Below are 26,193 nucleotides of genomic sequence, written 5' to 3' on the forward strand. Positions count from 1 at the left end.
TAGGCGCAGTCCCGGCTCGCGCAAGCGTTACTGAAGCTCCACCGAAACCCGGGACGATCGCCCTTCGCGGTCCAGGACCACGAGGGTCGAAAACCCCTTGCCCGGCGCCGGAATGTCGAATTCCCGGCCGTAAACCCCGGTTTCCACCGGCGCCCCGTTGGCCAGCACGGTGAAGGGCGCGGCGCCGCCGTTCAGCTTCAGCGTCAGCCGTCCGTCGCCCGGGGCCAGTCGGGCGCCATCGGGGGGAAAGGTCAGCCTCGGCCCCTCGCTCTGCACCACCTCGCCGCGCGGGCGATAGCGGCGCAGCGGTTGCGGCAGATCGGCGGTGGTGGTGATCACCGTGGCGGGCGGCGGCGGCGGCAGCGGGTCGAAGGCCGGTTTCAAGCGCCCGAAGGCCTCGAACAGCACCGGCGCCGCCAGCTCGCCACCGAAGGCGCCGGGCACCGGGGTGCCATCGGCCCGCCCCATCCAGACGCCGATCACATGCGCCCCGTCATAGCCCACCGCCCAGGCATCCCGATGGCCGTAAGACGTGCCGGTCTTATAGGCCAGCACCCGCGCCGGCGCCCCGGGCGGCGGCGTCAGGCCACGCAGGATGTCGCCCACCTGCCAGGCGGCCACCTCCGAGATCACCCGCGCGCCCCTGGTCATCGGTTCCCCGGCGCGCCAGCGCAGCACCGGCCCCTGCCCGCCCTCGGCCAGCGCGGCATAGAGCTGCACCAGATCCTCCAGCGTCACCCCAAGCCCCCCCAGGGCAATGGCCAGCCCCGGCGCGCCACCGGACAGTTGCGGATCGACGCCGGCGCGGCGCAACGCCGCCATCACCCGCGCCGGGCCGAGATCGCGGGTCAGCTTGACGACCGGAATGTTCAGCGACATCTGCAAGGCCTGGCGGATGCTGACATCGCCGCGATAGAGCCCATCGAAATTGCGCGGCGCATAGCGACCGAACATCACCGGCCCGTCGTGGATCAGCGTTTCGGGATGCGCCAGCCCCTGATCGAAGGCCAGCCCATAGACCACCGGCTTGAGCGTCGATCCGGGCGAGCGCAGCGCCTCGGTCATGTCGACATAGCCCTGGCGCAGGCCGTCGCCATAGCCCGCCGATCCGACCGAGGCGAGGATATCGCCGCTGCGATGATCCGCCACCACCAATGCGGCGGAAACCTGCGGCCCGGCCTGCTCCGCCGCCTCGCGCAGCAGGGGTTCAAGCCGCGCCTGCAGATCGGCGTCCAGCGTCAGATCAACCCGCCGCGCCAGCGGATCGGCGGCACGGGCGCGGTCGGCCAGATGCGGCGCCAGCATCGGAAAGGGCCGCATGGCGCGCGGAAGGGAGGCGTGAGAGGCGCCCTCCGCCTCCTCTGCGGTGATAATATGCGCCGCCAGCATCCGGGCCAGCACCCGGTCACGCGCGGCCCGCGCCGCCTCCGGATGGCGGTCGGGGCGGCGGGTTTCCGGCGCTTGCGGCAGGGCGACCAGCAGCGCGGCCTCGGCCGGGGTCAGCCGGCCAGGTTCCTTGCCGAACCAGGCCAGCGTCGCGGCGCGGATGCCTTCAAGATTGCCACCATAGGGCGCGTGCGTCAGGTAGAGCGACAGGATCGCCGCCTTGTCCAGCCGCCGTTCCAGCGCCAGCGCCACCCGGATTTGTCGCAGCTTGCCGGCCCAGCGGCCGGTGCTGCCATCCTCCAGCAGCCGCGCCACCTGCATCGTCAGGGTGGAGCCGCCAGAGACCGCCCGCCCGTTCGAGACCGCCTGCCCGACAGCGCGAATCATCGCCCGGGGATCGACACCGGAATGGCTGGCAAAGCGCTTGTCCTCGTAAGCCGTCAGCATGGCGACAAAGCGCGGATCGACGCCACCGGCCGCGGGCGGGGCCAGCCGCATCAGCCCGTCCGCCACCGGATAGGCGCGCATCAAGCGCCCCTCCCGGTCCCGCACCTCGACCGAGGTTTCGGCCAGAACCGGCGGCAGGTCGGTCGCCGCCACCCAGGCGTCGAACCGATCACGCAGCAGCGCCCCGGCATAAAGCACCAGCGCCACCGCGATGAGCCCCCGCACGAAGCGCGGCCGTCTAGGCATCGACCCAGCCGTCCCAAAGCCCGGGATAGCGGGTCACGAATCCGCTCGGATGAACCTCCAGCCGCGCCTGCATATTCTCCGAGGCGTAATCGATCGCCCCCTGTCCGCAGGGGGCATAGCTTTGGTTCAGACACTCCAACCGGTCGAGCCCCGGCACCAGCCAGGCAGCACGCAGTCGCGACATCTCCTCCGCCCCGGCGCCCAGCCGCCGCAGCGGCAGCAGGTTGGTGGCCGGGGTGAAACAGAGGTCGATATCAACGCAGCCCGCCACCGCCGGCTGTAGCACATCGTTCAGCCGCCATCCCTCGGACCCCGCCTGAATGCGCAACTCCACCGGCGCGCCGCCGCGCTCGCCGGTGATATCGGCCGACAGCGTCGCCCAATCCGGCCCGCAGCGCACGGTATAGAGCACCGAATGCTCCACCCCCGCCTCGCGCCAATCGGCCTGGCCGGACAGCAGCCAGCCCTGATCGGCGCGCGACAGGGTGCAGCGGTCGGTGCCGTCACCGTCCAGACGGCGCCAATGCGCCATGGCGACGGTGCGGCCCGGCATCACTCGGCCACCGTGATCTGGCCGGTCGCGGTCCGTGCCCGGAAGGCCGGACGATACATATCCTCGACCGAGGCCGCCGGCTGATGGAAGCTGCCCGGCGTCACCGCCCGCAGCACATAGGCCAGGGTGATCTTGTCCGGATCGCGCAGGTTCACCGCCGCCAGGAAGCGATCCGAGCGGAATTCGGTATGATCGGCCTCGGACAGGCTCAGCCAATCCAGCGCCCCGACATCGCCCGACCGCAGGAGCGAGGGGTTGTCGATCTCGAACCCCGCCGGCAGCGGGTCGTTGACCATCAGCCGCGCCCCCAGCTTTTCAACCGGCGTGACCTCAAGCACCGCGACGAAGCGGTCACCAACGTGGAAGCTGCTGCCCTCGATCGGCTTGCCTTCCATCGTATAGAACCGCCGGGTGATCGCATAGCCGCCGCCGGCCTCCGGCGCCACCTCGGGCACGCCGAGCGTGGTCAGCGTCAGATCGGTGGTCGCGCCATCGACGGCGGTGATCGTCTGGCCGCCCGCGCCGTCATCCGCCAGCCGGCGCACGAAGGGGCCGGCGACGGTTTGCCCATCAACCAGCAGCCCCGAGACCTCGGGCGATTTCACCAGCGCATGGGCCGCGAGCAGGGTCCAGACCGATTCCTGGGTCGAGCGTTGATCGCCGGCCTGCGCCACGCGGGTGGCCAAGGCGGCCTGATCCACCGCCGTGCTGCCGGCCTCGATCGCCAGGGTCAGCACCGCGGCGGTATCGCGCAAGGCGCTGCCGTAATCGGCCTGCCAGAACCGGGGTTCCTCCGCTTTCTGCTGCGTCAGCAGTTTCGCGGCGCGGGCGAACATCACATCCGCGCGCGGCTGATCGCCATAGGCCGCCAGCGCCGCGCCCAATTGCGCCGCCGCCAAGGGCGTGCCGAAATCGCCGCCCTTCACATCGGCGTAATAGCGCAGATCGCCCATCGCCGCCGCGCCCTCGCGCGCCAGCACCATCAGCGCATAGGCGATATCACCGCCGGCGTCGTCGGTGGCGTCGAAATCGGGAGCGTAATTCACCCGGTTGCGCAGGTTATCAAGCGCCTGGGCAAAGGCGCGGTCGGGCACCGGATGCCCCTCGGCCCGCGCCCGCGACAGGAAATCGGTGACATAGGCATCAAGCCAGAAGTCCCCCGAATCCGCCTGCCACATGCCGAACGACCCGCCCGAGGCCTGCCGGCTGAGGATTCGCGTCACCGCCTCGTCGATCCGCTTGTCGACCGCCGGGCCATTGCCCAGCCCCAGCGCATCGGCGACCGAGGACAGATAGAGCAGCGGCATCGCCTGGCTGGTCACCTGTTCGGTGCAGCCATAGGGATAACGATCAAGCGTCGCCAACAGCCCCGGCACATCGAACCGCGCCAGCGGACCGGCCGAGAGGATGGCGCTGCCGGTTCCCGCGCGCAGGCCGGTAAAGACATCCTCGGTAAAGGCAAAGCTCTGCCCGCCCTTGAGCGTGAAGCGGCGGGTCTGGGCGATCTCCGGATCATTGGCGCGTACCGGCAGCCGCAGGCTCTGGTTCAGAACCTGCCCCGCCGGGGTGGTCAAGGCCAGCTCGATCACCGGATCGCCGGCCTGGGTGGCGCGCACCGGGATGTCCAGCGCCACCTTGCCGCCTTCGGTCAGGGTGAAAGGCGCCGGATTGACCCCCAGCGTGATGCCCTCGCCCTGAACGCTCAGTGCGACCGAGGTCTGGCCCACCGGCCCATCGGCATGGGCGATCTCCAGATGCACCCGCGCCTCGTCTCCCGGCGCAAGGAATCGCGGCACGCTGGCGGTCACCACCACCGGGTCGCGCACGATCATGTCGAACTGCGCCTGCCCCACCGCATGATCGGTCCAGGCCACGGCCATCAGCCGCACGGTGCCGTTGAAATCGGGCAGGGCGATATCGACATAGGCGGCGCCATCCTCGCCCACCCGCACCGGGCCGGAGAAGACCGCCATCAGATCCTGCGTCGGCGGCGGGCCCTGCAACCCTGCCCCCATGCCGCCGTCACCGCCCGAACGGACGCTGCCCATCGCCCCGTTCATCGGGTCGATCAGCCGGCCATAGACATCGCGCAGCTCCACCCCCAGGCGGCGCTGGCCGAAATAATAGGCCTGCGGATCCGGGCTCTTGAACCCGGTCAGGTTCAGGATGCCCACATCCACCGCAGCCAGGGTCAACCAGGCCTCCTGCCCCGGTTTGACGCCGGCCACATCGACGCGCACCCGTTCGGTGCCGCGCGGGCGGGTCAGCTCGGGCGCGGCGATGGAGACCGCCAGCGCCTTGTCGCCGGGATCAACCGCAGCATGGGCCAGGCCGATGGCCCGCGCCGGCATCTGGCCGGCAGCCACGTCCATCGGTCGGATCACTGTCGCCGTCACATAGGCGCCGGTGCCCCAATCCTCTGTCACCGCAACCGGGATCACCGTCTCACCGGCCGCGACCGTCACCGCCTGACGCGAGATCACCCGATCCGCCATCACCGTGATCAGCGCGGTGCCTGCCATGCGCGGCACGATCCTGAGCTGGGCGGTATCCCCCACCGCGTAAGAGCTTTTGTCCAGCGACAGATCCAGCCGGTCCGGCGTCGAGGAGGCATCGCCCGAGACATACCAGCCAGCATAGAAATCGACCGAGGCCGCGGCATAGTCGCTGCCGGTGCGTTCCACCACCAGCTCGTATTGGCCCCAATCGACCGGATGGGCGATCTGCAGCGGGCTCGCGCCCAGCGTCGCGTCACCGCTGGCGACGCGGCTGCGGCGGGTCACCGGCTCCCAATCCCAATTGCCGTAAAGCTGATACCACTGATACTGCGTCTCGACCCGGTTCAGCGTCCAATGCACCGTCATCGGTTCCGGCTTCAGATCCGACGAAAGGCCGATCACCTCGAACCCCGCCTCGCTGCCTTCGGAGACCACATCGTCGAACAGCGGCTTGATGCCGATCACCGCGCTGTCGGGGCGCACCGGCACCGTCAGGCGCCGTTCCACCGGCCGGGCGGAGCCATCGGCGAGCCGCGCGATCACCTCGGCCTCCAGCGGCTGGCCCTCGGCCTCGGGCCGCGGGATGTCGATACCGACATCGGCCAGCCCCTTGGCATCGGTCTTCTCGCCGCCGAAGAAACTGCTCTGCGGCCGGTTCTCGGCGTCATAGCGGCCAAAGCGATAGCCGGGCCAGCCATCGACACTGGTGGCGGCGCGCAGGCTCACCTGCCCCTCGACGCTCAGATCCGCGCCGGGGGCGCCGAAAAGATAGCGCGCCTCGATATGCAGCGGCGGGGTGTCGCCGGGGTGGATGGCGTCATCGGGCAGGCTCAGCGCGAAATCGATGCGCTCGGGCAGGAAATCCTCGACCAGCAGGGTCTGGACCGCCAGCGGCGCGGCATCGGGATCGCTGCGCACCTCCAGCCGCCAGCTGCCGCGCGGGGCGCTGGCACCGACCGGGAAGCTGAAGACATGGCCGCCCGCATGGCCACCGTCCGAGATCTGGCGGCTGTATTCCACCCCGTCGGGGCGCGACAGGATGGCGATCAGCGGCAGACCGTCGATCGCCTGCGCGGTATCATCCCGCGCCAGGACCGTGGCATTGATCACCTCGCCGGCGCGATAGGCGCCGCGATCGGTGGTCAGGAAGACGTCGATCGGCCCCGCCGGCGCCCGGCCGGCGACACCGCGATCCGACAGGTCAAAGGCGGGCTCGGTCAGCGACAGGAAGGCCATGTCCTCCTCCCCCTGCCGGGCCAGCACCAGCCCGGGCGCCGCGCCGCCGGTGCCCCGCGCCAGCCCCGGCGCGAAGAGCGCCTGGCCAGAGGCATCGGTGACGGCGGTGCCCAGCACACCATTGGCGCGCGAGATCAGGCTGATCTCGATCCCGGCGCGCGGCTGAGCGTCGGACAGCCCCTCGACCTGCACATGCAGCCCATCGGCACCCGACATGGTGGAAAGCCCCAGATCGGAGAGCACGAACCACTGCGTCGCGCCCGGATTGTCATAAGGGTCGGCGCCCGGCACCTTGGCCACCAGCGCATAGATCCCGGCCGGCTGACCGGCGATCGCCGCGGCCATCGGCAGGCGGGTCGTCATGTCCTGATTGAGGCTGTTCTGAACTTCGCCGGTGCCCTTCCAGATCTCCACCGCCATACTGTCGGACAGCTCCTGCTGCTGCCACTGGCTCAGCGGGCGGGCGAAGAAATCGTCGCGGATGGCGCGGATCAGGTTGCGGTCGCTGACCCGGTAGAGCGTCAGGTCGAGCTTGTCGACATTGACCGTCTGCACCGGCAGCGCCGCCTCTGCCGCCTTGGGCAGCACATAGGCCCGGCCGGGGAAACGCACGGTCTGGCTGCGGTCGCGGACGTAATGGGTGATCTCGACATCCTTGGCCAAGGTCTCCCCGCTCGCCGCCGGCAGCCCCTTGCGGAAGGTCACCACATAGCGTTGGCCATGCTCGACCCCGTCGACGCAAAGCTGGCTGTCCTTCGCCTCGACCACCAGACCGGGGGCGGGCAGCTTGACGTAGGTTTCATAATCCACCCCCGCCTGCACCAGCGGTTCCGAGAACTGGGCGCAGATGCGCGGCGCCTCGCTGTCGCTTTCAACCGTGGTATCGGTGATGCGGAAGCCGTATTTGCCCACCGCCTCGTCCAGCGCGGCGAGAATGTCGGGACGCGGCTGAATCTGGCTGGCGAGCCTGAGCGCGAACAGCATGTCGCGCCCGCGCCCCTGCCGCTCCAGCGCCTCGGCCAGAACCTGCAGCGCGGTCACCCGCGCCGGATCCTTGTCCGCCCGCAGGTAACCGTTGAGCGCGGCGAGCCCGGCGCGCTGATCATAATCCTGCCGCAGCGTGTCATTGTCGGTGTGAATCGCCAGCAGCAGCCGACCGTATTCGGTCCAGAGCGCGCCCTGATCGCTCAGCGCCACGGCGATGCCGGTCCAGATCGCCGCCTGGGCGGTGTCATCGGTGTTGCGCGCGGCGTCCAACGCGGCCTGCAGCTCGATCCCGCCGGCGCGATGGGTCACCCCCAGGCTGCGCGCCTGGTCTCGCGCACCGTCGAAATCATCGCTTTTGAGAAAGGTCAGCTCGGCCGCCCGCTTGCCGCCCAGCGTCATCACCTTGGCCGGGGTCGCCACCTTCTCGGCCGAGACGGCGCCGGTATAGGGCTTGCGCTCGCTCACCCCGTTCTTGGGGAAACAGGCGTTCGACCGGGTGTTGAAGGTGAAGGCGGTGCAGCGGTCGTTCAGCGTGCAGGCCTTGAGGCAACTGTCCAGATCGGTGTCGAACAGCGCGTCCAGATCGGAGCCATAGAAATCCATGTCGCCGGTGCCGATATAACGGAAGGCCGGGATCGGAGGTTGCGCCTGCTGCGCCAGGGCAGCCCCGGCAAAGGCGATGAAAACAATCGAAAAAAACGCGCGCAGAAAATGGTTCATGAAACCCTCCGTCCTGTGGCCGCAAGGGTCGCAGGACGGCGCGGGCTTTGCAAGGATTCCTCTCCACCGCCGCGAGGGCCGGCAGCGGACATTGGCCGGGATTTACTTCGAATTCGCCTCATAGGGGCGGATGAAAACCGGCTTGTCGGCCTCGGACAGATCGGGGCGATAGACATAACCACCCAAGTCGAAATCGACGATCCCGGCGGGATCGCTCAGCCGGCGCTGGATGATGAACCGCGCCATCGCACCCCGCGCCCGTTTGGCATAGAAGCTGACGATCTTCGGCCCACCCGCCTTGTCTTCCATGAAGACCGGGGTGATCACCCGGAGCGTCAGCGCCGCCGGATCGACCGCGCCGAAATATTCCTGGCTGGCACAGTTGATCAGCACATCGGTTCCCAGCACCGCCGCCTGATCGTTCAGGGCCTTGGAAATCCTGTCGCCCCACCAGTCATAGAGCGACTTGCCGCGCGGCGTCTTCAGCCGGCTGCCCATCTCCAGCCGATAGGGCTGGATCGCGTCGCGCGGCCGCAGCACGCCGTAAAGCCCCGAGAGAATCCGCAGATGATCCTGCGCCCAGTCCATTTCATCGGGATCGAGCGAGGCCGCCTCAAGCCCTTGATAGGTATCGCCGGCAAAGGCCAGCGCGGCGGGACGGGTCAGATCGGCGGCGGGCCTGTCCTGGAAATCGCGGAACCGGTCGCGGTTCAACCTGGCCAGATCGGGACTGATCTTCATCAGATTTTGCAGATCCTCCGCGCTCAGCCCGCGCGCCACCTCGGCCAGTGCCGCCGCCTCGGCCGGAAAGCCCGGTTCGGTCGTCTCGAGATCGCGTTCCGCCCAGTCCAGCTTCTTCGCCGGAGAGATCACCACCAACATGCTCAGTTCCCCAAATCCGTTTCCCCGGGATCTAGCCCGCGTCGCGCAACACGTCCAGAAAGGCGGGGCCGAAACGCTCTGCCCGACGCTCGCCAAGAAGTCGCACCAGATCGCCGTGATCGCGCGGCCGCATCTTCGCCAGCTTGGCCAGCTCCGCGGCGGAACAGCTCATCGGTTTCTCGGTGCCGGCCTCGCCCCGCGCCAATACCGCCTGCGCCTCGAGCAGCCGGTCGTAAAGGCCGCCGGCATCATGACCCGCCAGCTTGCGGCGCGCCGGGTGGGTTTCCTCCACCTCGCCGTTGATCACCGCCAGGAACTCAGCGCCATAGCGTTCCAGCTTCTTCGCGCCCACCCCGTTGACCCGCGCCATCTGATCCAGATTGGCCGGCCGGTTCTCGGCCATCTCGATCAGGGTGCGGTCGGGGAAGATGACATAGGCCGGCACTTTGGCCGCCTCCGCCAACGCCCGCCGCTTGGCCTTCAGGGCCGAGAGCAGCGGCGCATCCTCCTCCGACACCAGCGCCCTGACCGCCGGACGCCGCCCCGCCGCCTGGCGGATCACATCCTGCCGCAGGGTGATGGTGGCCTCGCCGCGCAGCACCGGCAGGGCGGCATCGGTCATCTTCAGCGCGCCGTGACGCTCGGGATCCGGGCGCACCAGATCGCGCCCCATCATCTGCCGGAAGATCGCCGCCCATTGCCGCTTGTCGTATCCCTTGCCCACCCCATAGGTCGGCAGCCGGTCATGCCCCCGCTCGCGGATGCGGTCGGTCATATTGCCGATCAGGATATCGGTCAGATGACCGGCGCCGAACCATTCCTCGGTCCGCAGGATCGCCGAAAGCGCCATGCGGACCGGGGTGGTGGCATCGAACAGCTCGGGCGGCGTCTCGCACAGATCGCAATTGCCGCAAGGCTCAGACGCCTCGCCGAAATAGGCCAGCAGCGCCTGCCGCCGGCAGCCCAGCGCCTCGGCCAGACCCAGAAGCGAATTCAGCCGGGCATGATCGGCGGCGCGGCGTTCGGGCGGCGCCAGCCCCTCGTCGATCTGCGACCGCCGCAGGCGGATGTCGTCGGGACCATAGAGCGTCAGCGTCTCCGCCGGCGCGCCATCGCGACCGGCGCGGCCGATCTCCTGATAATAGGCCTCGATCGACTTCGGCAGATCGGCATGCGCCACCCAGCGGATGTCGGGCTTGTCGATCCCCATGCCAAAGGCGACGGTGGCGACCACGATCAACCCATCCTCGCGGGCAAAGCGGGTCTCGACCGCGCGGCGATCCTCCGCCTCCATGCCGCCGTGATAGAAGCACGCGCTGTGGCCATCATCGCCCAGCGCCTTGGCCAGCGCCTCGGTCTTCGCCCTTGTGCCGCAATAGACGATGCCGGAGCTGCCCCGGCGGGCGGCGGCGAAGTCGAGGATCTGGCGGCGCGGGTTGTCCTTGGCCGCAAAGGCCAGATGGATGTTCGGCCGATCGAAGCCGCGCAGGAAGGCGCGCGGCGGCTCGCCGTCGAACAGCTTCTGGACGATCTCCTCCTGCGTCTCCGCGTCCGCGGTGGCGGTGAAGGCGGCGAGCGGCACGCCGAGCGTGCGGCGCAGATCTCCGATCCGCAGGTAATCGGGGCGGAAATCATGACCCCACTGGCTGACGCAATGCGCCTCGTCCACCGCGATCAGGCTGACGCCAACCCGCCGCAGCATCCCCAGCGCCGCGCCCGAGGCCAGCCGTTCCGGCGCCATGTAGAGAAGCTTGAGCCGCCCGGCCTCCAGCCCCTCCCAGACCGCGTCGGTCTCTTCCTGGGTGTTGCCCGAGGTCAGCGCGCCGGCCTCGACGCCCGCCTCCTGCAGCCCGCGCACCTGATCCCGCATCAGCGCGATCAGCGGAGAGATCACCACCGTGACCCCCTCGCGCATCAGCGCCGGAAGCTGGAAACAGAGCGACTTGCCGCCGCCCGTCGGCATGATCGCCAGCACGTTCTCGCCCTTGGCGACGGCCTCGACGATCTCTTCCTGCCCGGGGCGGAAGGCGTCGAATCCGAAGACATCGCGCAAAAGCGGCAGCGGGTCGGTCATGGTTGGGCCTCTGGGGGGAAGAACTGCTCAGGCCGCCACTGTCCCACAGCGCGACTCGGGGGACAAGGGCAGGACCGGCGCAACCTCGGGCGCCTTACCCCGCCGCGCGCCTTCTTCTCTGCCCCAATACTCCCGCCGGAGGCTTCCGCAGCCCGCCGCAGGCGCCGGGAGCGGAAAATGCGCCCTCAGTAGAACAGCCCGATATTGTTGCGCAGGACGATCTCGATCACATAGATGCCCAAGAGCGCGATCAGCGGCGCCAGATCCAGCCCGCCCATCGGCGGCAGCAGACGGCGGAGCGGGCCATAGATCGGCTCCAGCACCCGGTTCAGACCATACCAGATCTGTGCCACCAGTTGCTGTCTGGTGTTGAGCACCTGAAAGTTGATCAACCAGCTCATGATCACATGGGCGATGATGAAGAACTGAGCGATGCTCAAGATCAGCATCAGGACTTGGAACAGAGACTGCATCGAAATTTCCCTTTCAAACCGACCCCTGACCTAAGGTCGAGCGGACCTGAGGGCAAGCCCCGCGTGATCCCTGCGCGTCATTCGCTGGCGTATTGCGGCAGATCGGGGCGCGGGTCGATCATATCGCGCAACGGAACCGCGCGGGCCGGCGATCGACGCTTGCCTCTCCCCCGGTGGCCCGGTCATATCGGCGCAAAGCGGCGGGGGCAGTGATGACGGGTATTTCCACCAGAAAGCGGATCTGGGGCTGGTTCTTTTTCGACTGGGCCAGCCAGCCCTATAACACCTTGCTGATCACCTTCATCTTCGCGCCTTACGTGAAAGAGCTGATGGGCGACGGCAGCGCCGCGCAATCGGCCTGGGGCTTCGGCATCGGCGCCGCCGGCGTCGTCATCGCGCTGCTCGCCCCGATCCTGGGGGCGATGGCCGATCTCTCGGGCAACCGGATGCGCTGGATCTGGCTGTTCTCGCTGCTCTACGTGATCGGCTCGGCCGGGCTCTGGACGGCAGCGCCGGGGCATTTCAACCTGCTGCTCACGCTCATTCTCTTCGCGATCGGCCTGATCGGGATGGAATTCGCGACGATCTTCACCAATTCCATCCTGCCCGACCTCGGCACGCGGGACGAGATCGGCCGCATCTCGGGCAACGGCTGGGCCTTCGGCTATGTCGGCGGGCTGATCTCTCTGGTGATCATGCTGGGCTTCTTCGCCGAAAGCGCCAGCACCGGCAAAACCTTCCTCGGCCTGGCGCCGGCCTTCGGGCTCGACCCCGCCACGCGGGAAGGCACCCGTTTTGTCGGGCCGCTGACGGCGATCTGGTACGCCGTCTTCATGATCCCCTTCTTCCTCTGGGTGCGCGATCCGGTGCCCGCCGAAAGACGGCGCGGCAGCGTGGCGGCGGCGCTGCGGGATGTCGGCCAGACCCTGCGGCGACTGCCCGATCGCCCCTCGCTCTTTGCCTATCTCGCCGCCTCGATGTTCTATCGCGATGCGCTGAACGGCATGTATGTCTTCGGTGGCATCTATGCCGCCGGGGTGCTGAACTGGTCGGTGGTCGATACCGGCATCTTCGGCATCCTGTCGATCATCTCGGGCGCGATCTTCGCCTGGGCCGGCGGCCGCGCCGATCAGAGATTCGGCCCCAAGCCGGTGATCGCCGCCTGCGTCCTGCTGCTGACCGGCGTCGCCCTGGGCATCATCTTCGTCAGGCCGGGAATGGTCTTCGGCATGACCGTGCCGGACAACTCTGCCCTGCCCGATATCGTCTTCTATGTCTTCGGTGCCATCATCGGGGCGGCCGGCGGCACCATCCAGTCGGCGAGCCGCACCATGCTGGTCCACCAGGCCGATCCCTATCGCATGACCGCCTCCTTCGGGCTCTACGCGCTGGCGGGCAAGGCGACCTCCTTCATCGCGCCGCTCACCATCGGAACCGTCACCCTGCTGACCGGCAGCCAGCAGATCGGCGTGACCCCGCTGATCGCCCTTTTCCTGCTGGGGCTGATCCTGCTACGCTGGGTTGAACCGAAAGGAGACCTATCCCGATGACCCGCCCACTCGCCTGGCTGAGCCTGATCCTCTGTCTGATCCTGAGCGCGCCGGCAAGCTGGGCCGAGCCGACGGCGAAACAGCTTTTCGGCGCCAAGGCCACCCCGTCGCAACAACGCCCCGCCCCCTTTGGCAGCTATGCCAAGGGCTGCATGGCCGGCGGCGCGGCCCTGCCCGAGACCGGCCCGACCTGGCAAGCCATGCGGCTGAGCCGGAACCGCAACTGGGCACAGCCGGAAACCGTCGCCTTCATCGAGGATCTGAGCCGTTTCGCCGCCACCCTGCCGGGCTGGAAAGGGCTTTATGTCGGCGACATGAGCCAACCGCGCGGCGGGCCGATGGCCTCGGGCCATGCCAGCCATCAGATCGGGCTGGATGCCGATATCTGGATGCTGCCGCCCGAGCGGCTGACCCTCAGCCGGCAGGAGCGGGAGGAGATTTCCTCAATCTCGATGCGCCGATCGAACGGCGCCTACGTGAACAGCTCCTGGACGCCGCAGCACCACGCCCTGCTGCGCGCCGCCGCCAGCGACCCGCGCGTCGCCCGCATCTTCATCTTCCCCGGCGCCAAGGTGCAGATGTGCAACGACGAGAAGGGCGACCGGAGCTGGCTCAGCAAGATCCGGCCGTGGTGGGGGCATCACTATCACTTCCACGTCCGGCTGACCTGCCCCCGGGGCGCCAAGGACTGCGTCGATCAGGACGCGCCGCCCGCCGGTGACGGCTGTGCCGAAGCGCAGGAATGGGTGAACAACATCCTCAACCCGCCGCCGCCCGATCCCAACGCGCCGAAACCGAAACCGCGCCGCGAATACGTGCTGGCCGATCTGCCCAAGCAATGCGTCTCGGTCCTGCGCTCGCAGTAATCCTGCTGCTCTGCACCGCCTGCGATGCCTCGGATCAGGACGGGGCGGATCGCGCGCACCTGCTGGGCAGCTATACCTGGCAGCAGGCCGATCCCTGGTTCGGCGGGCTGTCGGCGCTGGAACTCTCCGACGACGGGCTTTCCGCCACGGTGCTGAGCGACCGGACCGTGTTGATGACCGCGCGGCTGTCCCGCGATGCCGAGGGGCGGATCGTCGCGGCGCAGACCTCGGGGCACTGGCGCCTGCGGTCGAGCACGGGACACCCGATGAAGGGCCCGATCGGCGATTCCGAAGGGCTGGCGGTGGCCCCCGACGGAACCCTCTATGTCTCCTTCGAGGGGGTGCACCGCGTCGCCCGCTATCGCCGCCCCGACGCCGCCGCCGAAGTGTTGAACGATCCGCAGGTCTTTCGCGGCCTGCCCGGCAACCGGTCGCTGGAGGCTTTGGCGATCGACGCGCAGGGGCGCCTCTACACCCTGCCCGAGGGCGGCCGCGACGCCAAAGGGCAAATCCCGGTCTATCGGCTGGAAAACGGCCGATGGCGGGAGGTCTTCACCCTGCCGCCCCGGGGCCGCTTCCTGCCGGTCGGCGCCGATTTCGGCCCCGATGGCCGGCTTTACGTGCTGGAACGCGCGGTGACCCTGCTGGGGTTTCGCAGCCGGTTGCGGCGCTGGAGCATTGAGGCTGACGGCCCCGGGCAGGAGGAAACCCTGCTGACCACCGCACCCGGGATGCATGACAACCTCGAAGGCGTCTCGATCTGGCGCGACGGAAAGGGGCGGCTGCGGGCGACGATGGTGTCAGACGACAATTTTCTGCGGCTGCAGCGGACCGAACTGGTCGACTACGTCTTGCCGGATTAACCGGAAATCCTTGCTTACAAGGCCGTGGCGGGCTATGGACCCCTGCCCGCCGGCCAACCCAGGCCGCTGCGGGACAAGTCGCCGCCACCTTGTCAAAACGGGCCTCTGACATGAACCGATCGCATATTCCCGGCATTCTTGCCATGGCCGCCATTGTGGTGGCCTCGAACATCCTGGTGCAATTCCTGTTCGGCCAATGGCTGACCTTGGGCGCCTTCACCTATCCTTTCGCCTTTCTCGTCACCGATGTGATGAACCGCGTCTATGGCGCCGCATCCGCCCGCCGGGTGGTGTTTGCCGGCTTTGTCGTCGGCGTCGCCTGTTCGCTGATCGGCACCCAGATCAGCGGAGACTTCGGCCCGCTGGTGACGCTGCGCGTGGCGCTCGCCTCGGGCACCGCCTTTCTGGTGGCGCAGATGCTGGATGTCGCTATCTTCTCGGCCCTGCGCGAGGGCAAGTGGTGGCGGGCGCCGCTGGCCTCGACCCTGGTGGGATCGGCAGCCGACACGGCGCTGTTCTTCTCCATCGCCTTCTCGCTGCAACTGGGCTGGATCGACCCGGCCAACGACGTTGCCTGGGCCAATGAACACCTGCCGCTCTTGGGTGCCGGTCCGATGGTGCCGCTCTGGGTCTCGCTCGGCACTGCCGACTGGCTGGTGAAGCTGGGCCTCGCGATCGTGGCACTGATTCCCTTCCGCCTCATCGTTGCACAAATGTTGACCCGTCGCGGCGCCGCGTGACGATTTTATTTGGTGATCTCCGCCGGTCGTGGCACCCTGATGATAACGGTAACAGGGCAGAAAAGGAGGTGATCCAGTGTCGAGAAAGGTATTGGAGCGAGGTGTCGGGACAGCGTGGGAGGAGGCCGTTTAAGGCAGCCCTGAGCGGTATATCCGCCCGCGTGGATTGGCCGACAATCTAACCGGCCCCACCTCCTTGGCTTTCGAAAGGGCCACCCTGTCAGGGCGGCCCTTTTTTGTATTCACCGTACCCGCTTTTGCCCGACCGGCGAACAGGATAACCTGCCGCCATGCTGCGTATCACCGATGACATATCGCTTGCCGACTGGGAACTCACCGAACAGTTCATCCGCGCCTCCGGTCCCGGCGGGCAGAATGTGAACAAGGTCTCCTCGGCGGTCGAGCTGCGGTTCGAGGCCGAACGGTCGCCGTCGCTGACCCCTGCGGTCAAGGCACGGTTGAAACGGCTGGCCGGGCGGCGCTGGACCCTTGAGGGTGCCATCGTTCTGCAATGCGACGAGACCCGCAGCCAGGTCCGCAACCGCGAGATCGCCCGAGACCGCCTGGTCGAGCTGATCCAGAAGGCGTTGATCGCACCGAAGCGCCGGATCGCCACCAAACCGACCAAGGGGTCGATCCGCCGCCGGCTCGACGCCAAGAAGGTGCGCGGCGAGGTCAAGGCCTTGCGCGGCAAGATCGAAGAGGGCTGATCCCTCGCGTCCCGCTTGTGCCAATCTCCCGGTCGCCCTAATGTCCGTCCGAAATCCGGACTAAAGGAAGAAACAGCCATGAGACTCAAGGGAAAAACCGCTATCGTCACCGGCGGCGCATCGGGCTTTGGCGCCGGCATCGTGCGCAAGTTCATCGCCGAAGGGGCCCGAGTGATGATCGCTGACATCAATGGCGAGGCCGCCGAAACCATGGCCAAGGGCTTTGGGGACGATGCGATCGCCCAGCGCGTCGACGTCTCTGACGCCGCCTCGGTCAACGCCATGGCCGAAGCCGCGCTCGAGGCCTTCGGCCATCTCGACATCCTGGTGAACAACGCCGGTGTCACCCACCTGCCGACGCCGCTCGACGAAATCTCGGAAGCCGATTTCGACCGCGTGTTCAACGTCAACATGAAGTCGGTCTATCTGACCGCCCGCGCCCTGGTGCCGCATATGAAATCGCGGGGAACCGGCGCGATCCTCAACGTCGCCTCGACCGCCGGCGTGTCGCCGCGCCCGAACCTGAGCTGGTACAACAGCTCGAAGGGCTGGATGATCACCGCGACCCGGTCGATGGCGGTGGAACTGGCGCCCAAGGGCATCCGCGTCAACGCCATCAACCCTGTGGCCGGCGAAACGCCGCTGCTGGCCTCCTTCATGGGGCAGGACACGCCGGAGATGCGCGCCAAGTTCCTTTCCACCATTCCGATCGGCCGCTTCTCCACCCCCGAGGACATGGGCAATGCCGCCGCCTTCCTCTGCTCGGAAGAAGCCAGCATGATCACCGGCGTGGCGATGGAAGTCGACGGGGGCCGCTGCATATGACACCTGTGAAGCTCGCCGCGAAGCTCGCCATGTTCTCCGGCCATTGGGAGCCGCACGTGGTTGCGGATTACAATGGTCACGACGTCATGGTGGTCAAATTTCACGGCGAGTTTCCGTTTCACCGGCACAGGCACAGCGACGACTTCTTCCTCGTTCTCGAGGGAGAGATGGTGATCGACATCGAAGATCAGCCGTCGCAGACTGTCCATGCCGGAGAGCTTTTCATCGTGCCCAAGGGCGCGATGCATCGCCCGCGGGCGGAACAGGAATGCCAAGTATTGCTGATCCAGCCGAAGGGCGAGCCGAATTCGGGCGAATCCGACAGCGCCGCGCCCAGGCCGCGCATCTGACCCCGCCGCCGGTCAATCCCCCCCAAGGACAGCGAGCCCAACCATGATCCCAGGCCCCCGCAACCTGATCACCGATGTACCCGGCCTTCTGGTCGGCAACGCCCAGGACGATCGGCTGAAATCCGGCACCACGGTGCTGAGTTCCGACAAGCCCTTCACCGCATCGGTCCATGTGATGGGCGGGGCGCCCGGCACGCGGGAAACCGACCTGCTCGCCCCCGACAAGACCAATACCGAGGTGCACGCGCTGGTGCTCTCCGGCGGTTCCGCCTATGGGCTCGACGCCTGCTCGGGCGTGATGGACGCGCTTCGGGCCGAAGGCCGCGGCCTCAGGCTGGGGGCCGCGCTGATCCCGCTGGTGCCCGGCGCCATCATCTTCGATCTGCTGAACGGCGGCGCCAAGGATTGGGACGAAAACCCCTATCGCACGCTTGGAAAGGCCGCCTTCGCCAATCTGGGCGAGGATTTCGCCATCGGCACCGCAGGCGCCGGCACCGGCGCCTTGACCGCCATGGTCAAGGGCGGGCTCGGCTCCGCCTCCTTCGTGCTGGACAGCGGGATCACCGTCGGCGCCCTGGTCGCCGCCAACCCGATGGGGGCGGTGACAACACCGGGCGACCGGCATTTCTGGGCCGCCCCCTTCGAGGTCGACGGCGAATTCGGCGGCACCGGCCCCGACCCGGCAACCGGGCTGGGCCGCAGTCTCGACAGCCGCAAGTTCGCGGCGATGATGGCCGCGAACGGCGGCAGGCCGCTCAGCGAGACCCGCGCCAATACCACCATCGCCATCGTCGCCACCGACGCCGCCCTGACCAAGGCGCAGTGCCAGCGCATGGCCACCGCCGCCCATGACGGCATCGGCCGCGCCTGCGTGCCGGCCCATGCGCCCGGTGATGGCGATCTGGTCTTCGCCCTGACCACCGGCGCCCGGCCGATGCAATCACCGGAACGCGACCTGACGCAGATCGGCCATGCCGCCTCGCTCTGCCTGGCGCGTGCCATCGCCCGCGCGGCCTATGCCGCCACTCCGGCCGAGGGCGATCTGCTGCCCTGCTGGTCGCAACTTGTCCGCTAGGCCCTTGCCCTTGCGGCAAGTTGGCAATTGACTCCGGACGGCACCCCAACGCTATCTTGCGATGGCCCAAACAAGGAGAGGAAGCCATGAACCGTGTGATCGCAACCGCCCTTGCCGCCCTGATCGCCGCCCCCGCCCTGGCCGATGACGGCGACGCAGCCAAGGGCGAAAAGCTCTTCGGCAAATGCAAGGCCTGCCATTCGATCATCACCGACAGCGGCGAAGTCATCGTCAAGGGCGGCCGCACCGGTCCGGACCTTTACGGCGTGATCGGTCGTCAGGCCGGCACCTTTCCAGATTTCAAATATGGCCCCGATCTGGTCGCCGCCGGCGAGGCCGGGCTGATCTGGAACCGCAAGGCCTTCCTTGAATACGTCCAGGACCCGCGCAAGTTCCTGCAGCATCACCTCGACGACAAGAAAGCCAAGTCGATGATGAGCTTCAAGCTCCCCAAGGGGGGGGAGGACGTCTATGCCTATCTCACCAGCCTGGTGCCGGCCCCTGCCGACGCGCCGGCAGAGGCGCCGGCCGAAGGGACCAGCGAGGACAAGCCCGCCAGCGAATAACCGTCTCGCCAGAGCGGACGCAGGACGCAAACGGATCAGGCCGCAGCTCCGCCAGGGCTGCGGCCTTTCGCATCGTTGAAAGCGCGGCCGTCACACCCTAGCTTGACGCCAGGGTCGCGACCTGCCGCCCCCCACCCCAAGCTGCGGCCCCCCGCCAAACACATGATGATTTGCCACCCCGCCCAGAACACCGCCCGCAACGGCGGTGGGCCAGACCTGATCGCCCGATGAGCCAGCCCATCCCGGCCTGGGTCAACGGCACCCTCACCCCTGTCGACAAGCTCGACGCGCATCGCCAGGGCCTTCGGCACAAGGCGGTTTCGGTCTTTGTCCAGCGCGGCGGCGACATCCTGCTGCAGCGCCGCGCATTGGGAAAATACCACACCCCCGGGCTCTGGACGAACAGCTGCTGCACCCATCCGCATTGGGGTGAAACCGCAAGCGACTGCGCCCTCCGGCGCCTGCGCGAGGAGCTGGGGATCGCCGGGCTTTATCCCGAATTCCGCCACCGGCTGGAATATCGCGCCGAGGTCGGCAACGGGTTGATCGAACATGAGGAGGTCGATGTTTTTCTGGCGCTGGCGCATCGCGATCTGCCGCTGGTCCCCGACCCGGAAGAGGTGATGGAAACCCGCTGGATCGACTATCACGACCTGCTGGCCCAGGTCGCCCGCCACCCCGAGCGTTTCACCCCCTGGTTGCAAATCTATCTCGACCAGCATGCCGACCGGATTTTCGACCCCAATCTGACCTGGGTGGCGAAACGCTAAAACGCCTCACAGGGGGTTGCGCAGACCTCTCGCGCCTGCTTTCTCTGCCGCCGGAGACGGGGAGGAGACATCAGCATGACCATTCTTATCGCAGGCGCGGGGATTGCCGGGCTCAGCCTCGGGCTGACGCTGCATCAGATCGGCCTGCCCTTCCGCATCTACGAGGCGGCCGCCGAGATCAAACCGCTGGGCGTCGGCATCAACCTGCAACCCAATGCCGTGCGCGAGCTGTTCGATCTGGGGCTTGAGGCGGAACTTGACGCCATCGGCGTGCGGACCCGGCAGCTCGGCTTCTATTCCAAGTTCGGCCATACCATCTGGGAGGAACCCCGGGGCGAGCGCGCCGGCTATGCCTGGCCGCAGTTCTCGGTCCATCGGGGCGAATTGCAGATGATGCTCTACCGCGCGCTGATCGCCCGGGCCGGAGCCGATTGCATCGTCACCGGCGCCCGCGCCAAGGGCTTCGAGACCGGGGCAGAGGGCGCGACGCTGATCCTTGAGGATGGCCGGCGCATTCCCGGCGATCTGATCATCGCCGCCGACGGCATCCATTCGGCGCTGCGCGCCCAAATGTACCCCGATGAGGGCGCGCCGATCTGGGATGGGCGCATCCTGTGGCGGGCGACGACGCAGGCGCCCGATTACAAGGGCGGCGGGGCGATGGTGATGATCGGCCACGACAGCCTGCGCGCGGTGGCCTATCCGATCTCCGCCGCCGATCCCGAAACCGGCCTGGTCACCATGAACTGGATCGCCGAGAAACGCTTTGATCCCAGCAACGACTGGCGGCGCGAGGATTGGAACCGTGCCGCGAAGATCGAGGAATTCCTGCCCGATTTCGAAAGCTGGCGGTTCGGCTGGATCGACCTGCCGGCGCTGATCAGCGGCGCCGATCAGGTGTTCGAATATCCGATGGTCGACCGCGATCCGCTGCCGCGCTGGACCGAGGGCCGGGTCACCCTGATGGGCGACGCCGCGCATCCGACCTATCCGGTCGGCTCCAACGGGGCGAGCCAGGCGATCGTCGACGCCCGCGTCATCGGCGCCAGCCTGCTGGCTCATGGCGTCACCCCGGCGGCACTGGCGGCCTATGAGGCCCAGATCCGCCCGCTGACCACCGCGGTGGGCCTTGCCAACCGCAAGGGCGGCGGACCGGACGCGGTGCTGCAGATGGTCGAGGATATCTGCGGCGGAGAGTTCGAGACCATCGACGATGTGATCCCCACCGCCGATCTGGCCGCCCATGCGGCGCGCTTCAAATCCATCGCCGGGTTTTCGATTGCCGAGCTGAACGCCAAACCGGCGATCATTGCCGCCGGCGCGACAGCCTCCTGATCCTTCCACGCCCCCGGCGGAAAGGTCAGGACCGCTGACAATCTGCGCAGGCGAGATTTCCGCCCGTGCAGATCGTCAGTCTGGCTCTGGACCTCTGCGCGGGGCATCCCTAACGTGCCGCCGATGTTACGCTATTCACTCAAACGCCTGATCTCGCTGATCCTCAGCCTGGCCGTCGCCAGCCTGGTGATCTTTTTCGTGATCGAAATCGCGCCGGGCGATCCGGCCTCCTTCATGCTGGGGATCAATGCCCAGCCCGATACCGTCGAGGCCCTGCGGTCCGAGCTGGGCCTCGATGTGCCCAAGGTCGAACGCTATCTCACCTGGGTGGGGGGCATGCTGCACGGCGATTTCGGCACCTCCTATACCTATCGCACGCCGGTGACCAAGATGGTCGCCGAACGGCTCTGGGTATCGCTGCCGCTGGCGCTCTATGCGCTGGCGCTGTCGACGCTGATCGCCTTTCCCGCCGGCATCTATGCCGCCGCGCGGCGCGGCAAGCCGGGCGACATGGCGGTGATGGGGGCGACCCAACTGGGCGTGGCGATCCCGAACTTCTGGTTCGCGATGATGCTGGTGCTGATCTTCGCCATCAACCTGCGCTGGTTCGGTGCCGGCGGTTTCGCCGGTTGGAACAAGGGGTTCTGGGCCGGCATCCATTCGCTGACCCTGCCGGCGATCGCGCTGGCGCTGCCGCAGGCGGCGATTCTGGCCCGCGTCATGCGCTCGGCGCTGCTCGACATCCTGGGCGAGGATTTCATGCGCACCGCCCGCGCCAAGGGCCTGAGCCGGCGTCAGGCGCTGTGGCGTCACGCGGTGCGCAACGCGATGATCCCGGTCCTGACGATCATCGGGCTGCAATTCTCCTTCCTGCTGGCCGGCGCCATCATCATCGAACAGGTCTTCTACCTGCCCGGGCTCGGCCGACTGGTGTTCCAGGCGATCTCGGCCCGCGACCTGATCGTGGTGGAATCGGTGGTGATGCTGCTGGTCTTCGCCGTCATCGCCGTGAACTTTCTGGTCGATCTGGCCTATGCCGCCGTCGATCCCCGACTGAGGCAGCGCACATGAACCGCAATCTGATTCTGGGCGCCGTCCTGTCGTCTCTCGTGGTGCTGGCGGCGCTGGTCTCCTTCGTCTGGACGCCCTACGACGTCACCGCGATGGATATCCCGGCGAAGCTGAAACCGCCCTCGGCCGCCCATTGGTTCGGCACCGATCACTTCGGCCGCGACATGTTCAGCATGATCATGGTCGGCGCCCGCACCTCGATCGCGGTGGCGCTGGTGGCGGTCGGCATCGGTATGGCCCTGGGGATCCCGCTGGGGCTGATGGCCGCCGCCCGCAAGGACAGCTGGCTCGATGAGCTGATCATGCGCGGCAACGATCTGGTCTTTGCCTTCCCCTCGCTGGTGATCGCCATCCTGATCACCGCCATCTTGGGGCCGGGGGCGGTCAACGCGATCATCGCCATCGGCATCTTCAATATCCCGGTCTTCGCCCGGATCACCCGCGGCGCCGCCCTGTCGCTGTGGGAGCGGGAATTCATCATGGCCGCCCGCGTCGCCGGCAAGTCGCAGACGCGGATTTCCTTCGAACACATCCTGCCCAACGTGCTGAACCTGCTGATCGTGCAGGGCACCATCCAGTTCTCGCTCGGCATCCTGGCCGAGGCGGGTCTGTCCTATGTCGGGCTCGGCGCGCAGCCGCCGGTGCCAAGCTGGGGCCGGATGCTGGCCGATGCCCAGACCATGGTCAGCCTGGCGCCGCATATGGCGCTGATCCCCGGCCTTGCCATCGTGCTGACGGTGCTGGGGCTGAACCTTCTGGGCGACGGGTTGCGAGACCTGCTCGACCCCCGACTGAGGGTGCGCCGGTCATGAGCCTTCTCGATATCCAGAACCTGTCCCTGCAGATCGGCGGCCTGCCGATTCTCCGGGACGTGAGCTTTTCCGTCGCCCCGGGCGAGATCGTCGCCGTCACCGGCGAAAGCGGATCGGGCAAGTCGATGACCGCGCTGGGGGTCATGGGCCTGTTGCCCGACCGGGCCGAGACGCAGGGCAAGATCCTGCTGGAAGGCGAGGACCTGCTGGCGCGGAGCGAAGCGCAGATGTGCAGCCTGCGCGGGCGCGAGATCGGCATGGTGTTTCAGGAGCCGATGACGGCGCTGAACCCGGTCAAGACCATCGGCGATCAGGTGATGGAGACCATCCTGATCCACAAGGCGATGCCGAAGGATCAGGCCCGCGCCCGTGCCCGCGAGATGCTGGACCGCGTCGGCCTGCCCGAGGATCGCTTTCCGCTGTCGCGCTTCCCGCATGAGCTGTCGGGCGGGCAACGCCAGCGCGTCGTCATCGCCATGGCCATCGCGCTGCGACCGAAGCTTTTGATCGCGGACGAGCCGACCACCGCGCTCGACGTCACGACGCAGGCGCAGATCCTCGATCTGCTGCAAAGCCTGGTCGCCGATTTCGGCATGGGGCTGTTGATGATCACCCACGACCTGGCCGTGGTGTCGGATATGGCCGACCGCATCGTGGTGATGCGCCATGGCGAGCTGGTCGAGGAAGGCCCCACGCGCGAGCTCTTTCGCAACATGACGCATCCCTATACGCGGATGCTGTTCGAGGCCTCGGGCCATCAGGTGGTGCTGCCCGAGCGGCCCGAGCCGGAACCGTTGCTGGAAGTGAAGGGCGCGGTTCGTGATTACCGTCTGCCGCGCAAGCACCTGTTCCGCGATCCCGGCTATCACCGCGCCGTCAAGGGGGTGAGCTTTACCCTCAACCGGGGCGAACGGCTGGGGCTGGTCGGCGAATCCGGTTGCGGAAAATCGACCCTGACCCGAGCGCTTCTGGGGCTGGAGCCGTTGCAAGGCGGCGAAATCCTGCTGGACGGGCGGCCGGTCTGGTCCGGGCACAAGCCGGACCCACAGGTGCGCCGCCGGATGCAGGTGGTGTTCCAGGATCCCTTCGGCAGCTTCAACCCGCGCCACCGGGTCGACCGGCTGGTGACCGAACCCTTCCACCTGCTCGACACGCCGCCCACCGGGGCGGCCCGCAACAGGGCGATCGCCGAGGCGCTGGAGGCGGTGGGGCTGAAGGCCCAGGACGCGACGAAATACATCCACGAGTTTTCCGGCGGCCAGCGGCAGCGGATCGCCATCGCCCGCGCGCTGATCATCCGGCCCGAGCTGATCCTCTTCGACGAGGCGGTGAGCGCGCTCGATGTCTCGGTGCGCGCGCAGATCCTCGATCTGCTGGTCGAGCTCTGCGCGGCCTATCAGCTCAGCTATCTGTTCATCAGCCACGATCTGAGCGTGGTGCGCACGGTGACGGATCGCGTATTGGTGATGCAATCGGGCGAGATCGTCGAGGAGGGCGAGACTGAACAGGTCTTCACTTCGCCGCGCCACCCCTATACCCAAACCCTGATCGCCGCCGCGCCGACCCTGCCCGCACTGGGCTGATCGGCGCGCCGGTCGCCTGCCGGGCAAATCGGCTGCGCCGATGCCTCCGGCGGCCGTATTTGGAACGAGAAGAAGGGGCAAGATGCCGCCCCGTGACGTCAGGAGCCTTTCATGAGCGAGACCAATCCCATCTGGTTCGATCCCACCCTCTGCCTGATCGGCGGGAAATGGGTGCCGGCGCAAAGCGGCGAGACCCTGCCGCTGGTCAACCCCTCGGACGGCAGCGCCATCTGCCAGATCGCCCGTGGTGGCGCCGCCGATATCGACGCGGCGGTGCAGGCGGCCCAAGCCGCGATGGACGGAGACTGGGGCCGGATGACGGCGCTGGAACGCGGCCGGATCATCACCCGCATCGGCCAGCTGGTGCTGGACTATGCCGACCGGCTGGCGGTGCTGGAGGCGATGGACGTGGGCAAGCCGCTGACCCAGGCCCGGGCGGACGCCATCGCGCTGGCGCGCTATTGCGAATTCTACGGCGGTGCCGCCGACAAGGTGCACGGCCAGACCATTCCCTTCATGGAGGGCTATACCGTCTATACCCTGCGCGAGCCGCATGGGGTGACCGGCCATATCGTGCCCTGGAACTATCCGATGCAGATCATCGGCCGGTCGGTCGGCGCGGCGCTGACCATGGGCAACGCCGCGGTGCTGAAACCGGCGGAAGAGGCCTGCCTGACAGCGCTGGCCTTTGCCCATATCGCGATGGAGGCGGGGCTGCCCGCCGGCGCGCTGAACGTGGTGCCGGGCATCGGTGCCGAGGCCGGCGCGGCGCTGACCGCGCATCCGGGCATCCATCACATCAGCTTTACCGGATCGGTGCCGACCGGCATCCTGGTGCAGACGGCGGCGGCCAAGAACGTGGTGCCGGTGACGCTGGAGCTGGGCGGCAAGTCGCCGCAGCTCGTTTTCGACGACGCCGATCTGGACGCGGCGCTGCCCTTCCTGGTCAATGCCGGCTGTCAGAACGCCGGGCAGACCTGTTCCGCCTCTTCCCGCATCCTGGTGCAGCGCGGCGTCTATGACGAGGTCAAGCGCCGGATGGCCGAGGCCTATGCCGCCATCACCGTCGGCCCCGCGATGGAAGACCTGCGGATGGGGCCGCTGATCTCGGCTCGCCAGAAGGAGATCGTCTCCGGCTTTCTCGCCAAGGGGGCCGATCTGACCATCGCCGCCCAGGGCGAGGTGGTGGGCCATGCCCCGGCCGAGGGCGCCTATCTCTGCCCCACCCTCTTCGCCGATGTGCCGGGCGATCATGCGCTGGCGCGGGACGAGATTTTCGGCCCGGTGCAGGTGCTGATCCCCTTCGACACCGAAGAGGAAGCGGTGCAGATCGCCAATAGCACCGACTATGGCCTGGTCGCCAGCATCTGGAGCCGCGACGGCTCGCGTCAGATGCGGCTGGCCAAGAAGCTGCACGCCGGCCAGGTCTTTATCAACAACTATGGCGCCGCCGGCGGGGTCGAGTTGCCCTTCGGCGGCGTCGGCAAATCCGGCCATGGCCGCGAGAAGGGCTTTGAGGCGCTTTACGGCTTCTCCCAGCTCAAGACCGTTGCCGCCTATCACGGCTGAGCCGAG

The 26,193-nt window shown here is 67.6% G+C and carries 21 protein-coding genes; 15 read left to right on the forward strand and 6 right to left on the reverse strand.

Annotation, left to right across the window (positions count from 1 at the left end; all coding sequences use genetic code 11):
* Positions 1-27: 27 nt before the first annotated feature.
* The 6 genes from pbpC to ACN0V4_RS15365 all read right to left on the reverse strand — a co-directional run bounded on the left by pbpC (position 28) and on the right by ACN0V4_RS15365 (position 11,502).
* The gene (pbpC, locus tag ACN0V4_RS15340) at positions 28-2,079 is read right to left on the reverse strand and encodes a penicillin-binding protein 1C (protein WP_417677634.1); all 2,052 of its coding nucleotides are present in this window, start codon (positions 2,077-2,079) and stop codon (positions 28-30) included.
* Positions 2,072-2,632, reverse strand: a complete 561-nt coding sequence (locus ACN0V4_RS15345) for a putative glycolipid-binding domain-containing protein (RefSeq protein ID WP_417677636.1) — start codon at positions 2,630-2,632, stop codon at positions 2,072-2,074. Before ACN0V4_RS15345 ends, pbpC begins: the two co-directional genes overlap by 8 nt.
* Complete coding sequence (locus tag ACN0V4_RS15350; protein ID WP_417677638.1) at positions 2,632-8,073, reverse strand: alpha-2-macroglobulin family protein; 5,442 nt, start codon at positions 8,071-8,073, stop codon at positions 2,632-2,634. Before ACN0V4_RS15350 ends, ACN0V4_RS15345 begins: the two co-directional genes overlap by 1 nt.
* 102 nt (positions 8,074-8,175) lie before the next feature.
* Positions 8,176-8,955 carry a peroxide stress protein YaaA gene (gene yaaA, locus ACN0V4_RS15355; protein WP_417677640.1) on the reverse strand — a complete coding sequence of 260 codons (780 nt, stop codon included), beginning with the start codon at positions 8,953-8,955 and terminating at the stop codon, positions 8,176-8,178.
* A 31-nt stretch (positions 8,956-8,986) separates the two neighbouring features.
* On the reverse strand, positions 8,987-11,029 hold the full coding sequence (gene recQ / locus ACN0V4_RS15360) for a DNA helicase RecQ (protein ID WP_417677642.1): 2,043 nt from the start codon (positions 11,027-11,029) through the stop codon (positions 8,987-8,989).
* 185 nt (positions 11,030-11,214) lie between these two features.
* The gene (locus ACN0V4_RS15365) at positions 11,215-11,502 is read right to left on the reverse strand and encodes a YggT family protein (RefSeq protein ID WP_417677644.1); all 288 of its coding nucleotides are present in this window, start codon (positions 11,500-11,502) and stop codon (positions 11,215-11,217) included.
* A gap of 212 nt (positions 11,503-11,714) precedes the next feature.
* On the opposite strand from ACN0V4_RS15365, the gene ACN0V4_RS15370 reads away from it, so the two are divergent.
* The 15 genes from ACN0V4_RS15370 (at position 11,715) to ACN0V4_RS15440 (ending at position 26,187) form a co-directional block, all read left to right on the forward strand.
* A complete protein-coding gene (locus ACN0V4_RS15370) occupies positions 11,715-13,052 on the forward strand; it encodes an MFS transporter (RefSeq protein WP_417677646.1) in 1,338 nt (445 codons plus the stop codon).
* The gene (gene mepA, locus ACN0V4_RS15375) at positions 13,049-13,918 is read left to right on the forward strand and encodes a penicillin-insensitive murein endopeptidase (protein ID WP_417677648.1); all 870 of its coding nucleotides are present in this window, start codon (positions 13,049-13,051) and stop codon (positions 13,916-13,918) included. The genes ACN0V4_RS15370 and mepA overlap by 4 nt, the downstream gene beginning before the upstream one ends.
* The gene (locus ACN0V4_RS15380) at positions 13,891-14,781 is read left to right on the forward strand and encodes an esterase-like activity of phytase family protein (RefSeq protein ID WP_417677650.1); all 891 of its coding nucleotides are present in this window, start codon (positions 13,891-13,893) and stop codon (positions 14,779-14,781) included. The genes mepA and ACN0V4_RS15380 overlap by 28 nt, the downstream gene beginning before the upstream one ends.
* 110 nt (positions 14,782-14,891) lie before the next feature.
* Positions 14,892-15,521 (forward strand): queuosine precursor transporter, encoded by a 630-nt coding sequence (locus ACN0V4_RS15385; RefSeq protein ID WP_417677652.1) that lies wholly within the window; start codon positions 14,892-14,894, stop codon positions 15,519-15,521.
* A gap of 290 nt (positions 15,522-15,811) precedes the next feature.
* On the forward strand, positions 15,812-16,231 hold the full coding sequence (gene arfB, locus ACN0V4_RS15390) for an alternative ribosome rescue aminoacyl-tRNA hydrolase ArfB (RefSeq protein WP_417677654.1): 420 nt from the start codon (positions 15,812-15,814) through the stop codon (positions 16,229-16,231).
* 78 nt (positions 16,232-16,309) lie between these two features.
* On the forward strand, positions 16,310-17,056 hold the full coding sequence (locus ACN0V4_RS15395; RefSeq protein ID WP_417677656.1) for an SDR family oxidoreductase: 747 nt from the start codon (positions 16,310-16,312) through the stop codon (positions 17,054-17,056).
* The gene (locus ACN0V4_RS15400; RefSeq protein WP_417677658.1) at positions 17,053-17,406 is read left to right on the forward strand and encodes a cupin domain-containing protein; all 354 of its coding nucleotides are present in this window, start codon (positions 17,053-17,055) and stop codon (positions 17,404-17,406) included. The genes ACN0V4_RS15395 and ACN0V4_RS15400 overlap by 4 nt, the downstream gene beginning before the upstream one ends.
* A 43-nt stretch (positions 17,407-17,449) precedes the next feature.
* Entirely contained in the window at positions 17,450-18,481 is a 1,032-nt protein-coding gene (locus ACN0V4_RS15405; RefSeq protein ID WP_417677660.1) for a P1 family peptidase, read from the forward strand.
* 86 nt (positions 18,482-18,567) lie between these two features.
* Entirely contained in the window at positions 18,568-19,047 is a 480-nt protein-coding gene (locus tag ACN0V4_RS15410) for a c-type cytochrome (protein ID WP_417677662.1), read from the forward strand.
* Positions 19,048-19,274: 227 nt separating this feature from the next.
* Positions 19,275-19,817, forward strand: a complete 543-nt coding sequence (idi, locus tag ACN0V4_RS15415; RefSeq protein ID WP_417677664.1) for an isopentenyl-diphosphate Delta-isomerase — start codon at positions 19,275-19,277, stop codon at positions 19,815-19,817.
* Positions 19,818-19,892: 75 nt separating this feature from the next.
* Positions 19,893-21,152, forward strand: coding sequence for a flavin-dependent oxidoreductase (locus tag ACN0V4_RS15420; protein ID WP_417677666.1), 1,260 nt, complete (start codon positions 19,893-19,895; stop codon positions 21,150-21,152).
* Positions 21,153-21,275: 123 nt separating this feature from the next.
* Positions 21,276-22,223 carry an ABC transporter permease gene (locus ACN0V4_RS15425; protein ID WP_417677668.1) on the forward strand — a complete coding sequence of 316 codons (948 nt, stop codon included), beginning with the start codon at positions 21,276-21,278 and terminating at the stop codon, positions 22,221-22,223.
* Positions 22,220-23,035: an ABC transporter permease gene (locus ACN0V4_RS15430; protein ID WP_417677670.1), complete on the forward strand. Its 816-nt coding sequence runs from the start codon at positions 22,220-22,222 to the stop codon at positions 23,033-23,035. The genes ACN0V4_RS15425 and ACN0V4_RS15430 overlap by 4 nt, the downstream gene beginning before the upstream one ends.
* Positions 23,032-24,618 carry an ABC transporter ATP-binding protein gene (locus tag ACN0V4_RS15435; protein WP_417677672.1) on the forward strand — a complete coding sequence of 529 codons (1,587 nt, stop codon included), beginning with the start codon at positions 23,032-23,034 and terminating at the stop codon, positions 24,616-24,618. The genes ACN0V4_RS15430 and ACN0V4_RS15435 overlap by 4 nt, the downstream gene beginning before the upstream one ends.
* 111 nt (positions 24,619-24,729) lie before the next feature.
* The gene (locus tag ACN0V4_RS15440) at positions 24,730-26,187 is read left to right on the forward strand and encodes an aldehyde dehydrogenase family protein (protein ID WP_417677674.1); all 1,458 of its coding nucleotides are present in this window, start codon (positions 24,730-24,732) and stop codon (positions 26,185-26,187) included.
* Positions 26,188-26,193: the final 6 nt, after the last annotated feature.

The organism is Pseudodonghicola sp. (assembly GCF_048268305.1).
Classification (GTDB): domain Bacteria; phylum Pseudomonadota; class Alphaproteobacteria; order Rhodobacterales; family Rhodobacteraceae; genus Pseudodonghicola.

Bases quoted from the DNA above. Each gene is read 5' to 3' on its own strand.
- pbpC (WP_417677634.1), bottom strand. From the start codon at position 2,079: ATGCCTAGACGGCCGCGCTTCGTGCGGGGGCTCATCGCGGTGGCGCTG.
- ACN0V4_RS15345 (WP_417677636.1), bottom strand. From the start codon at position 2,632: ATGCCGGGCCGCACCGTCGCCATGGCGCATTGGCGCCGTCTGGACGGT.
- ACN0V4_RS15350 (WP_417677638.1), bottom strand. From the start codon at position 8,073: ATGAACCATTTTCTGCGCGCGTTTTTTTCGATTGTTTTCATCGCCTTT.
- yaaA (WP_417677640.1), bottom strand. From the start codon at position 8,955: ATGTTGGTGGTGATCTCTCCGGCGAAGAAGCTGGACTGGGCGGAACGC.
- recQ (WP_417677642.1), bottom strand. From the start codon at position 11,029: ATGACCGACCCGCTGCCGCTTTTGCGCGATGTCTTCGGATTCGACGCC.
- ACN0V4_RS15365 (WP_417677644.1), bottom strand. From the start codon at position 11,502: ATGCAGTCTCTGTTCCAAGTCCTGATGCTGATCTTGAGCATCGCTCAG.
- ACN0V4_RS15370 (WP_417677646.1), top strand. From the start codon at position 11,715: ATGACGGGTATTTCCACCAGAAAGCGGATCTGGGGCTGGTTCTTTTTC.
- mepA (WP_417677648.1), top strand. From the start codon at position 13,049: ATGACCCGCCCACTCGCCTGGCTGAGCCTGATCCTCTGTCTGATCCTG.
- ACN0V4_RS15380 (WP_417677650.1), top strand. From the start codon at position 13,891: ATGCGTCTCGGTCCTGCGCTCGCAGTAATCCTGCTGCTCTGCACCGCC.
- ACN0V4_RS15385 (WP_417677652.1), top strand. From the start codon at position 14,892: ATGAACCGATCGCATATTCCCGGCATTCTTGCCATGGCCGCCATTGTG.
- arfB (WP_417677654.1), top strand. From the start codon at position 15,812: ATGCTGCGTATCACCGATGACATATCGCTTGCCGACTGGGAACTCACC.
- ACN0V4_RS15395 (WP_417677656.1), top strand. From the start codon at position 16,310: ATGAGACTCAAGGGAAAAACCGCTATCGTCACCGGCGGCGCATCGGGC.
- ACN0V4_RS15400 (WP_417677658.1), top strand. From the start codon at position 17,053: ATGACACCTGTGAAGCTCGCCGCGAAGCTCGCCATGTTCTCCGGCCAT.
- ACN0V4_RS15405 (WP_417677660.1), top strand. From the start codon at position 17,450: ATGATCCCAGGCCCCCGCAACCTGATCACCGATGTACCCGGCCTTCTG.
- ACN0V4_RS15410 (WP_417677662.1), top strand. From the start codon at position 18,568: ATGAACCGTGTGATCGCAACCGCCCTTGCCGCCCTGATCGCCGCCCCC.
- idi (WP_417677664.1), top strand. From the start codon at position 19,275: ATGAGCCAGCCCATCCCGGCCTGGGTCAACGGCACCCTCACCCCTGTC.
- ACN0V4_RS15420 (WP_417677666.1), top strand. From the start codon at position 19,893: ATGACCATTCTTATCGCAGGCGCGGGGATTGCCGGGCTCAGCCTCGGG.
- ACN0V4_RS15425 (WP_417677668.1), top strand. From the start codon at position 21,276: ATGTTACGCTATTCACTCAAACGCCTGATCTCGCTGATCCTCAGCCTG.
- ACN0V4_RS15430 (WP_417677670.1), top strand. From the start codon at position 22,220: ATGAACCGCAATCTGATTCTGGGCGCCGTCCTGTCGTCTCTCGTGGTG.
- ACN0V4_RS15435 (WP_417677672.1), top strand. From the start codon at position 23,032: ATGAGCCTTCTCGATATCCAGAACCTGTCCCTGCAGATCGGCGGCCTG.
- ACN0V4_RS15440 (WP_417677674.1), top strand. From the start codon at position 24,730: ATGAGCGAGACCAATCCCATCTGGTTCGATCCCACCCTCTGCCTGATC.